11 protein-coding genes and 1 tRNA gene are annotated in these 10837 nt (G+C 63.3%); 9 read left to right on the top strand and 3 right to left on the bottom strand.

The genetic code is table 11. The features are described from left to right. Positions 1-79: 79 nt before the first annotated feature. Entirely contained in the window at positions 80-1081 is a 1002-nt protein-coding gene (locus tag BEP01S_RS14530) for a sugar phosphate isomerase/epimerase family protein (protein ID WP_062244618.1), read from the top strand. Between the two features lie 113 nt (positions 1082-1194). Further along, entirely contained in the window at positions 1195-2031 is an 837-nt protein-coding gene (gene proC / locus BEP01S_RS14525; protein WP_083532751.1) for a pyrroline-5-carboxylate reductase, read from the top strand. 15 nt (positions 2032-2046) lie between these two features. Here the strand turns inward: proC and BEP01S_RS14520 are convergent, their stop codons facing one another. After that, positions 2047-2928: a helix-turn-helix transcriptional regulator gene (locus BEP01S_RS14520; protein WP_062244614.1), complete on the bottom strand. Its 882-nt coding sequence runs from the start codon at positions 2926-2928 to the stop codon at positions 2047-2049. A 107-nt stretch (positions 2929-3035) separates the two neighbouring features. On the opposite strand from BEP01S_RS14520, the gene BEP01S_RS14515 reads away from it, so the two are divergent. The 4 genes from BEP01S_RS14515 (at position 3036) to BEP01S_RS14500 (ending at position 6742) form a co-directional block, all read left to right on the top strand. After that, a complete protein-coding gene (locus BEP01S_RS14515) occupies positions 3036-3377 on the top strand; it encodes a DUF485 domain-containing protein (RefSeq protein ID WP_062244611.1) in 342 nt (113 codons plus the stop codon). Then, a complete protein-coding gene (locus BEP01S_RS14510; protein WP_174521232.1) occupies positions 3374-5026 on the top strand; it encodes a monocarboxylic acid transporter in 1653 nt (550 codons plus the stop codon). Before BEP01S_RS14515 ends, BEP01S_RS14510 begins: the two co-directional genes overlap by 4 nt. Before the next feature lie 342 nt (positions 5027-5368). Next, entirely contained in the window at positions 5369-6448 is a 1080-nt protein-coding gene (locus BEP01S_RS14505; protein WP_039206515.1) for a putative endonuclease domain-containing protein, read from the top strand. Between the two features lie 223 nt (positions 6449-6671). Beyond that, positions 6672-6742 (top strand) — tRNA-Gly (locus BEP01S_RS14500). 160 nt (positions 6743-6902) lie between these two features. On the opposite strand, the gene BEP01S_RS14495 is transcribed toward BEP01S_RS14500, so the two are convergent. Together BEP01S_RS14495 and BEP01S_RS14490 are read right to left on the bottom strand one after the other, a co-directional pair. Further along, positions 6903-7565 (bottom strand): potassium channel family protein, encoded by a 663-nt coding sequence (locus tag BEP01S_RS14495; protein ID WP_039206517.1) that lies wholly within the window; start codon positions 7563-7565, stop codon positions 6903-6905. Beyond that, positions 7558-8976, bottom strand: coding sequence for a TrkH family potassium uptake protein (locus BEP01S_RS14490; RefSeq protein WP_052239672.1), 1419 nt, complete (start codon positions 8974-8976; stop codon positions 7558-7560). Before BEP01S_RS14490 ends, BEP01S_RS14495 begins: the two co-directional genes overlap by 8 nt. A 59-nt stretch (positions 8977-9035) precedes the next feature. Between BEP01S_RS14490 and BEP01S_RS14485 the strand changes: the two genes are divergently transcribed. From BEP01S_RS14485 to BEP01S_RS14480, 3 genes are all read left to right on the top strand, one after another. Further along, a complete protein-coding gene (locus tag BEP01S_RS14485) occupies positions 9036-10232 on the top strand; it encodes an acetoin utilization protein AcuC (protein ID WP_083532753.1) in 1197 nt (398 codons plus the stop codon). A 168-nt stretch (positions 10233-10400) separates the two neighbouring features. After that, positions 10401-10499: a 30S ribosomal protein bS22 gene (locus BEP01S_RS16670; RefSeq protein WP_009882927.1), complete on the top strand. Its 99-nt coding sequence runs from the start codon at positions 10401-10403 to the stop codon at positions 10497-10499. 72 nt (positions 10500-10571) lie between these two features. Further along, positions 10572-10817, top strand: coding sequence for a glutaredoxin family protein (locus BEP01S_RS14480; protein ID WP_039206525.1), 246 nt, complete (start codon positions 10572-10574; stop codon positions 10815-10817). The last annotated feature ends 20 nt before the right edge of the window (positions 10818-10837 follow it).

The following is a 10837-nucleotide window of genomic DNA, read 5'->3' as shown; positions in this document are numbered from 1 at the left end:
GGCCCAGCAACCTTGCGCGAGGTTGCTGGGCCGCCGTCAGGTAGTTCTGGGGCGGGAAGTCCGCGTTAAACTGGAAGAGATGAGTAAGAAATCGAAGTCCCAGCGGAAGGTGTTGACCACCAAGAATTCTGCGCGCTCGAATTCGAAGCGCCACCGGGAGTACTTCGACAGACACGACGTGTATGAGAAAGACGCCCATCACGTCTCCGACAACCGGATCAGGCTCGGCCTCTCCAGCTCCTCCGTCTCACCCATGACCGTCGAGGAGACCTTCACCCAAGCAGCCAAGCACGGCTATGACGGTATCGAGATCATGATCACCCACAACACCGAGACCCGCGACGTCGACCTCATCAACGGGCTCTCTCGCGACACCGGACTCGACGTCATCTCCCTGCACGCCCCGACCCTGCTGTTCCTGCCGCGCGTGCTGCACAAGGACCACTGGGAGAAGCTGCGGATCACCGCGAACCTCGCCAAAGAGGTGGGCGCCGACACCGTCGTCCTCCACCCGCCGTTCCGCTGGCAGGGCGAATACGCCCTCGGCTTCGTCGACGGCGTCCGCCAGGTCGCCCAGGAGACCGGTGTGAGACTGGCCGTCGAGAACATGTACCCCTGGCGGGCCGGCCTACGCGAGATCCAGGTCTACTACCCCGACTGGAACCCCCTGGACGAGGACTACGATGACCTCACCTTCGACTTCTCGCACGCCTCCACCGCCGGCATGAACGCCTTGGAGACGGTGGGCGAGATCTTCGACAAACTCCGCCACGTCCACCTCACCGACGGAGCCGGTTCACTCAAGGACGAACACCTGGTTCCCGGCGAAGGCACCATGCCCGTCGCGGAGACACTGCAGTACCTGGCCAAATACAACTGGCAAGGCGACGTCGTCGTCGAGGTCAACACCCGTTTCGTCCGCAAGCAGTCGTCCCGCGAGAAGATGCTCGCCGACTCCATCGCCTTCGCCCGTGAGCACCTCGGCCTCGACGAGGATGTTCCCCGGCGCTACTCCCACAGCCACACTCGCACCTCCGAGCACAAGCCCGCGCGGTCCGAAAAAACCGACGACGAGAGCTGACCCCGCGCCGACCGTGACGTCGCGAGTCCATCCACCCGACCTCGCACGAGCACGCACGGATTCGCGGACATCCACCGACCACCACACCCCAAACATCGAAAGGATGGCGCGCTTTGACCACAATCGCCTCCATCGGAACCGGCAACATGGGCACGGCCCTGATCCAGGGAATCCTCACTGCCGACGCGGGCATCACCGTCCGCGCGACGACGAATTCGACCGCCTCGGCGCAGCGTCTCAGCAGTGATCTGGCCACCGCCACAGTCACCTCGCTGGAGGACGATGCCGACGCGAACAGGAAAGCCGTGTCCGGAGCCGATTTCGTCTTCCTCGGCGTGAAGCCGTGGATGATGGCCGAGACCCTGCGCGACCTCGCCGACGACCTCGACCCGTCGTCCGTGCTCGTGTCCATGGCCGCCGGCGTTGCCGCCGCGGACCTCGCAAAGCTCGCCCCCGAGAATCCGATCGTGCGGATCATGCCGAACACGCCCAGTGCCATCGGCCACGGCGTCATCGCACTGGCCCCGACCGCCGAGGTGACCGCCGCCAGCGTGGACACACTGAAGTCGCTGCTGTCGGGCGCCGGCCTCGTCGTCGATCTCGACGAATCCCAGATCCCCGCCATGACCGGAATCTCCGGGTCCGGAGTCGCGTACTTCTTCCTCCTCGCCGAAGCCATGATCGCCGCCGGCGTCAAGCAGGGCCTGAGCGAGGACGCCGCCCGCCATATGGTCGTGGCCACTGCCGACGGCGCCGGCCGACTCCTCACCGAGAAGCCCGACCCTGCCGCTCAGCGGCAGGCCGTGAGCAGCAAGGGCGGAACGACCTTGGCCGGTCTCCAGCAGTTCCTCGACGCCGGGATCTTCGATATCGCCGAGGCGGCCGCGCAGGCTGCGGCGGACCGTTCCGTGGAGATGGAACGGGAGAACTCCGAAGTCATCAACGGCTGAGCCGAGCCTCCCCGCTCAGGGGAGGACGTGTGAAGAACGGGCGATCGACACGGCCTCATGTCGGGTCCGTGCCGAGAGCTTGACCATCGCTGTGTTGAGATAGGACTTCACTGTCGACTCGCGCAGTGACAGCGCCTCGGCGATTCGGGCATTCGGCCAGCCCAGGGCGACGTGCGAGAGGATGTCTGTCTCTCTCGGTGACAGCCTGACCGCAGGCACCGGCGTCTGGAAGTTCTCGGGATTGTGTCCGGAGAGGATATCGGCCAGGCGCGCCTCGATGCCGGTGAGCTTCTCCCGGGTCTCCTCATCGACGACGCCGGAGCGGATGGCCCGCAGCTCCGCATAGGTGTGTCGCAGAGCTTCGCGACCCGATGGATCCAGATCCGGGTAGAGCGGTTCCTCCTTGACCGGGACGTGCGGTGCCTGCCGGTAGCCGAGTCGACCGAGATCGACCGAGAGCTGTCGCACCCGCCGGACGAGATCGCCCGTCTGCGGAGCGGCCGCGTCGTAGTCCGCGCGGTGGCCGCAGTAGACCATGCCCGTGACCTCACCGCCGTGCAGGGTGGGGACAGCGACGAGGACACGGATGCCCTCGCCGAGCACCTCCTCATCGTAGTGATGGGTGATGAGAGGGTCGATCTCGTAGTCGCGGGTCAGCTGCGGAGTGCCTTCGGTCATGGCCCGTCCGCCGAGACCCCGCCCGGTGCTGACGATGAGGGACGACAGCAGGTCCTTGCCGGCGCCGGCGACGGCTTCGACCGCAACCGACCCCTCTTCGACCATGCCTCCGAAGACGACGTCGCCTGTGCCGCTCTGATGCAGGGAGTCGACGGCTTCGACGAACAGGCGGCGGGTCTCGACCTTGAGAGCCCGCGCTTCTTTGGCGTGCGCATTCATGTGAATAAGCTACCAACTTTCGGTGGTATTCCCCAGCGCATGCTCAACGTTACCTTTGGGTCATGTGATTCAGGACACTGATGTTCTGTCGACTCAAAGGAGAAAGAATGACTGACCCTGTCAACACCGGTGTTGACTTCCTCAAGGAGGAGGAAGACCCGGAATTCAAGGCCCTCAAACGCAAGCGATTCTCAGTGGTGATCCCGCTGTCGATCGCGTTCCTCGTCTGGTACTTCCTCTACGTCATCCTCAGCACGTACGCGCACGACTTCATGTCGACGAAGGTCGTGGGGGAGATCAACGTCGGACTCGTATTCGGGCTGCTGCAGTTCGTGACGACCTTCGCGATCACGATGTTCTACGTCTCGTTCGCCAATAAGAAGCTCGACCCTCCCGCGGAAGCGATCCGTGAACGACTGCAGGCCGAAACGGAAGGAACCCGCTCATGAGCACATTGGCAATCGGAGACTTCGTCGCTTCGGGAGTCGACCTCCTCAGTACCGCGACCACCGAGGTCGAGAACAACCCGGTCCTCAACATCACGATCTTCGCCGCATTCGTCGCGGTCACGATGTTCATCGTTCTGCGGGCCAGCCGCAACAACAGTTCCGCCTCGGACTACTACGCCGGCGGCCGGTCCTTCACCGGACCGCAGAACGGCTTCGCCATCTCAGGCGACTACCTGTCTGCCGCATCCTTCCTCGGCATCTGCGGCGCGATCGCCGTCAACGGTTACGACGGATTCCTCTATTCGATCGGCTTCCTCGTCGCCTGGCTCGTCGCTTTGCTCATCGTCGCCGAACTCATGCGCAACACCGGCAAGTTCACCATGGCAGATGTGCTGTCGTTCCGACTCAAGCAGCGCCCCGTGCGCATGGCGGCAGCCCTGTCGACGCTGGCGGTCTGCTTCTTCTACCTGCTCGCGCAGATGGCCGGAGCCGGCGGACTCGTGTCGCTGCTCATGGGCATCGACGGCAAGGTCGGCCAGTCACTGGTCATCGCCGTCGTCGGCGCGCTGATGATCATCTACGTCCTCGTCGGCGGAATGAAGGGCACCACCTGGGTGCAGATCGTCAAGGCGATTCTGCTCATCGCCGGTGCCTTCGCGATGACCATCTGGGTGCTCGCGCTCAACGGCTTCAACCTCTCGACTCTGCTGTCGTCCGCCGTGGACAACGCCGCCGAAGGAGTGGGGGAAGCCGTCCTCAACCCGGGTCTGCAGTACGGTGAGAATCCGCTCGACTTCATCTCACTGGCCCTGGCGCTCGTGCTGGGCACGGCGGGTCTGCCTCACGTCCTCATGCGCTTCTACACCGTCCCCACGGCGAAGGAAGCCCGCCGTTCGGTCGTATGGGCGATCTGGCTCATCGGTGCCTTCTACCTCTTCACTCTCGTGCTCGGCTACGGTGCGGCCGCACTCGTCGGCGCCGATACGATCAAGAACGCTCCGGGCGGCGTGAACTCAGCGGCCCCGCTGCTGGCGCTCCAGCTCGGCGGGCCGCTGCTCATGGGCTTCATCTCCGCGGTCGCATTCGCCACGATCCTCGCCGTGGTGGCGGGCCTGGCGATCACGGCGGCGGCTTCGTTCGCCCACGACATCTACGCCAACGTCATCAAGAAGGGCAAGGTCGAGGACTCCGAGGCGGAGGTCAAGATCGCCCGCCGCACAGTGATCGTCATCGGTGCGGTCGCAATCATCGGCGGCATCGGTGTGCAGGGGCAGAACATCGCCTTCCTCGTGGCACTGGCCTTCGCCGTCGCCGCCAGCGCGAACCTGCCCACGATCGTGTACTCGCTGTTCTGGAAGCGCTTCACCACTCGCGGTGCCGTGTGGTCGATCTACGGCGGCCTGATCTCGGCGATGGTGCTCATCGCGTTCTCGCCGGTCGTCTCAGGTTCCGAGACCGCCATGATCCCCGGTGCTGACTTCGCGATCTTCCCGCTGTCGAACCCGGGCATCATCTCGATTCCGCTCGGCTTCATCCTCGGCTGGATCGCCTCGATCACCGACAAGACAGTGGAGAGTCCCGAGCTCGCCGCCGAGATGGACGTCCGCGCTCACACCGGATTCGGCGCCGAGGAGGCTGTCGACCACTGATCCATCTGCCGACCGCGTGTTCACAGTGCAGACGAGCCGATTCGGTTCAGCGCGAATGCACCGTGGACACGCGGTTGTGGATTCAACTGAATTTGGCCCCGTCGGAGTCCCAGCAGGCCATGCGGCTGAGGAGCCGAGGAGGCCATGCGCAATTGCCCTCTGCGGCGAGGGACGGGTCCCAATCGAGCCTCAGGCAAGTGCAGAACCGTCCATCACTCGAACGTTGTGCACTGTTGAAAGTCCGCCGACTCGGACTCCATGTCGGTGTGGACGCCCAGTCCCAATCCACAGGCTGGTGAGGAGCCCTTGCCTGAGTCTCACGGGCATCGACAGTCTTGCCGCATGTATAACGTGGTCCGCACCAGTGAACTCCGAGCGCGCGGGGTGCAGAGCAGGTGCATCCGCGATGCCATCGGCTGTTGCCTGCTGGCACTCACTCAAGGGATGTATTCGATCGTCGTTCGATGTTCGAATCCCCGGCACTCGGCAATTGCGGAGTTCGTCACGGACGAAGCGTGGATCAAGAGAGTCGCCGAGCTGACAGATCAACAGTCGGGGCTGCTTCGCTTCGAACTCCTCGACATGTTCGAAAAGCTGCGGGTGGCTTCGTATCCGCACTACGGGGTCGACGATGTGATCTGGCGAGTCTCCGCTGGGTTCATCCATGACTTTCAGTTGTTTCGCCCGCCTCGAGGGAAGGTCTTCATCGCTCATCCGACGAGGCGGCACTCCAGTGCCGATGTTGTTCGGACCTCGAAATCCGTCCCTGAAGCGGACGTCGTCAGGATAGGCAAGATGTCGCTGACATCGCCGATTCGCACGGCGTTCGACCTCATCGGCCAGCTGGGTGAACCGGAGGGCTTCGCGGCGCTGGAGACATGTCTGCGCAGGTCAGTATTCGGTTCCGACGCTGGGGCTGACGAAGCGGCTCGATTCGGATACCCGCCGGACACGCAGGCTTTGGCAGAGCGGCGTATTGCCGAGGACTTCATGCCTGTGCTCCTCCGCCTGTCAAAAGGCCAGTCGAGAGCGCAGCGTTTGTTGTCTGCGGTCGGGCCGCTGTCGGAGAGTTACGCAGAGAGTCGCTTCAAGTACAACCTTGCACAGCTGAGACTGACTGGATTCAGACAGCAGACAAGGATCTGGGACGGGCGCGCATTCCTCACCCGTGTGGATTTTCTGCACAGGGAGTCGAGGACGATCGTTCTCGTCGACGGCTTCTCCAAATATGCCGACAACGGAGTTCGGCTGGTGCGGAAGGAAGTCCGTCAGTACAACCGGCTGCTGGAGCTGGGGTATCGAATCGTCCGGCTGAACTTCAACGAAGTGATCAATCTTGAAGAATGTGCAACAAAACTCTTCGGGCAAGCGCCACACCTGAGGGCGTTCATTGCCCCAAGACAGCGATCCGGTGTCCGGTAACGGCAGACTGACAACCGTGCCTAAACGGCGCTGTCCGACCCGACCGGTGCACCGACGGCTTCAAAATGCAGATGCACTTGTCTAGTGCACTGCATACACGCTTTGAACACGCAGTTGTCGAATGGACCTGAGGTGAGAAGCTGTAGACTGGTTCGAGCCGCCGACCAAGGCATGTCTGCAACGGGTCTTAACTGGGCAGATGTCTGCTTAACGGCGGCGACGCGCGGGCGTAGCTTAATGGTAAAGCTTCGGCTTCCCAAGCCGATGACGCGGGTTCGATTCCCGTCGCCCGCTCTCTTTGCGTCTTGATGGAGTCACCTTGTGCCGTGATGAGGTTACGGCTATCTCACGCCGAGGCGGTGACGCGATTGCGGTGCTCCGACGGTTTCAAAGTGCAATTGCACTGATCTAGTTCACTGCATACACACTTTGAACCCGTGATTGGGGAGGATGCCTACGGGCGGCCGGCGAAGCGGCCGAGCAGCTCGACGTGCCCGGCGACGATGAGCAGGTCCTGTTTGCCCACCCGGGTCGTCGGGTCGGCATAGGTGAAGTCGCGGCCGGGGCTCTTGATGCCGACGATCGTGACTCCGTACTTGTCGCGGACACCGGACTCGCTGAGCGTGAAGCCCTGGATCTCCCTTGGCGGGCGCATCTTCACCACGGCGAAATGGCCCTCGTCGAACTCGATGTACTCCATCATCCGGGAGCTGACCAGGTGGGCGACGCGGCGGCCCGCATCCGACTCCGGATAGAGAACATGGTGGGCGCCGATGCGGTGGAGGATCTTGCCGTGCGACGGCGAGATCGCCTTCGCCCACACCTGCGTCACGCCCAGGTCGACGAGGTTGGCGGTCGTGAGCACGCTGTCTTCGATCGAGGTTCCGATGCCGACGACGGCAGTCGAGAAGTCACCGGCACCCACCTGACGCAGCGCGTCGATGTTCGTCGAGTCGGCCTCGACGACGTGCGTGAGTTTGCCGCTCCAGTCCTTGACGAGTTCGGGATTGTGCTCGATGGCCATGACCTCGCGACCCAGTCTTGCCAGAGTGGCCGCCGTCGAGGACCCGAAGCGTCCCAGTCCGATGACCAGGATTGAAGAGTGTTCGTTAGCCAACGACCGGCCTTTCTTCGGGGTAGCGGTACAGGCGCACCGAATCCTGCATAGACAGTGCAGCCGCCAGTGTAATCGTACCGAGTCGACCGATGAGCATGATCACCGACAGAACATAGAGTCCCGCGTTCGGCGAGGTCGCCGACACCCCGGAACTCAGACCCACGGTGCCGAAGGCCGAGATCACCTCGAACAGCACCCGATCGAGTGGCTCCGCACTGATCTGCAGCATCGTCAGGGTGCCGATGAAGACGATCATCGCACCAGTGAGCAGGATCGAGATCGACAGCTTGATCGTCGACGACGTCAGCCGCCGACCGAAGACGTGCACGTCCTGCAGGCCTCTGGCCTCGGCGTACGCGGCGAGGACGAGCACAGCAACCGTCGTCACCTTGATTCCGCCGGCCGTCGACGACGAACCGCCGCCGATGAACATCATGAGGTCCATGAGCAGGTGAGAGGCCTGGCTCATGTCCGCGATCTCCATCGTCGCGAACCCGCCGGATCGGGGCATGACCGCCATGAACAGGACTTCGACGAAGGTATGACCTGCGTTCTTGTCGCCCAAGGTCGCCGGGTTCGCCGACTCGAACAGCGCCAACAGCAGCAGCCCGATGGCCAGAACCGTCGTCGTGGTCGTCAGCGTGAGCTTCGTATGCAGATCCCACCGGCTGGGCCGGTTCCAGAACATCGCGACCATGAGCACGACCGGGAATCCCAGCGAACCGACGAACACACCGGCCATGAGCAGGGACAGAATCCACGGATCCGAGGCGAAGTATGCGGCCCCGCCCTCGTGGATGGTGAACCCGGCATTGTTGAACGCAGAGATCGAGTAGAACACCGAATACCAGACGGAGTCGCCGAGTGATTCCCCGCGGATGAGGAACCGCGGGAACAGCAGCACCGCGAGGATCGACTCTGCAGTGAAGATCGTGATGACCACGGTTTTGAGCAGCGAACCGACCTGGCCCAGATTGAGCGCTGAGGTGGCCTGCTGAGCAATCAGTCGCTGTCGCACTCCCAGCCGCCTGGAGACCGCCATGCCCAGCACCGAGGCGAGGGTGAGGATTCCGAGACCGCCGACCTGGATGCCTGCGGTGATGACCGAGATCCCGAAGTCCGACCAGTACTGTTCCGTGACGACGGGAGTCAGCCCGGTCACGCACACGGCCGAGACCGCCACGAACACGGAGTTCGCGATATGCGTGGCCTGATCGACTGAACCGGGATCGCGCATGCTCGCCGGCAGCATCAGCAGGATCGCGAACGCCGCGACGACGGCGACGAAGGACCCGATCGCCAGACGCGCCGGTGAAGCCACGGCGAGGTCGTCGACGAAGTCTCGGACCCACCGTCCCGGCTTCAGCAGCCGGTCGTAGCGCGGCGAGGAATTCTTGGACACAAGCACCATGGTAGAGCCGGTGGCCCCGGAATCGGCGCAAGTGAGCTGCGCCATATAGCATGGTGGGCATGGCCGAAAATGATGTGTATGTCGTCTGGGACGACGCAGTGACCGGTTACAACTTCGGTCCCAGCCACCCCATGCACCCGCTCAGGCTCGACCTGACAGCGAAGCTCGCCATGGACTTCGGACTCTTCGACGCAGAGAACGTCCACGTCAACCCCATCGGGGAGATCGACGAGGCGAAGCTCGCCCGACTCCACGACCCCGACTTTATCGCCGCAGTCAGGCAGGCCGGCACCGCGGAGGGCCTCGACGAGCAGGATGCGACCAAGTATGGAATCGGCACCGAGGATGTCCCCGGGTTCGAGAACATGCACTCCGCCTCGGCGATGCTGTTCCAAGGCGGCGTCAACGCCGCGAACGCGATCATCTCCGGAGATTACCTGCGCGCGGTGAACTTCTGCGGCGGAATGCACCATGCGATGCCGGGCAAGGCCAGCGGATTCTGCGTCTACAACGATGCTGCCGGAGCGATCACCGAATTCCTCGACGCCGGATACGAGCGCATCGTCTACCTCGACACCGACGCCCACCACGGTGACGGTGTCGAGACCTTCTTCTGGGACGATCCCCGCGTACTCACGATTTCGATCCACGAATCGGGGAAATTCCTCTTCCCAGGCACCGGATTCCCCGCGGACATCGGGGGACTGAAGGCGGCCGCCTCGGCGATGAATATCGCCCTGCCCCCGCGAGCGGGGGACGCGGAATGGCTGCGCGCCTTCGATGCCACCGTCCCACAGGTCGTCGCCGCCTTCGAACCACAGGTCATCGTCTCCCAGCACGGCTGCGACGGACACCGCGCGGACCCGCTGACCCATATGCGCCTGAGCGTGGACGCCATGCGGATCGCCGCCGAACGCATCCGCGACCTCGCTGTCGATCATGCCGACGGACGCTGGCTGTCCGTCGGGGGAGGGGGATACGCGATCATCGACGTCGTGCCCCGCGCCTGGACGAACCTGCTGGCCATTGCCGCCGGACGCGATATCGACCCCGCTGCGCGGATCCCGGGACGATGGGCAGCTTATGCGCAGACGAAGACCGGACGGGAAGCGCCGCTGTCGATGACCGACGGATTCGACGGCTCCTTCGAACCCTGGTCGAAGGGCTTCGACCCCGAAGCCGAACTCGACCGAGCCGTGATGGGCACGCGGAAGAACATCTTCCCCTTCTTCGCACTCGACCCCTACTTCGACTGACCTGAGCCGAACCCGATCCCCGCGCCCTCGCGGATCGTCCGGTGCCGCCGTTGTGGATCTGGACACAGTTTTGGGAAAGCAGGCGGCCAAGCGATAGAATTGCACGGTTAGTTCAATGGGTGGGCACCTGAAGTTCACCCTCCACCGACAAGCACAAGGGGTACCCGAGTGGGCTCAGTCATCAAGAAGCGCCGCAAGCGTATGTCGAAGAAGAAGCACCGCAAGCAGCTTCGCAAGACACGTCACCAGCGTCGCAACAAGAAGTAAGACCCGACGGTCCTACGCCCCCGCTCGAGTGATTTCTCGGCGGGGTTTGTTGCACCCGATGAGGAGTGAGCCATGGTCGACTTGACCTTTCTCACGCGTGTCGACTGCCATCTGTGCGCTCAAGCGCTGCAGACCGTCACCGAGGTGGCCGCAGGCAGAGACGTGAACGTGACCGAGATCGACATCGACACCGATGACGATCTGGCCGCACAGTACGGCTGGGATGTCCCGGTCGTCCTCCTCAACGGGCGACAACACAGTTTCCATCGAGTCGATGAGAAACGGCTGTCCAAGGCGCTCGACGCCTTGGGTGCATGAGATCGATTGAAGGAGTGAGG

This window comes from Brevibacterium epidermidis NBRC 14811 (genome assembly GCF_001570805.1).
Classification (GTDB): Bacteria; Actinomycetota; Actinomycetes; order Actinomycetales; family Brevibacteriaceae; genus Brevibacterium; species Brevibacterium epidermidis.
This window is presented reverse-complemented; position numbering and strand designations above follow the sequence as displayed.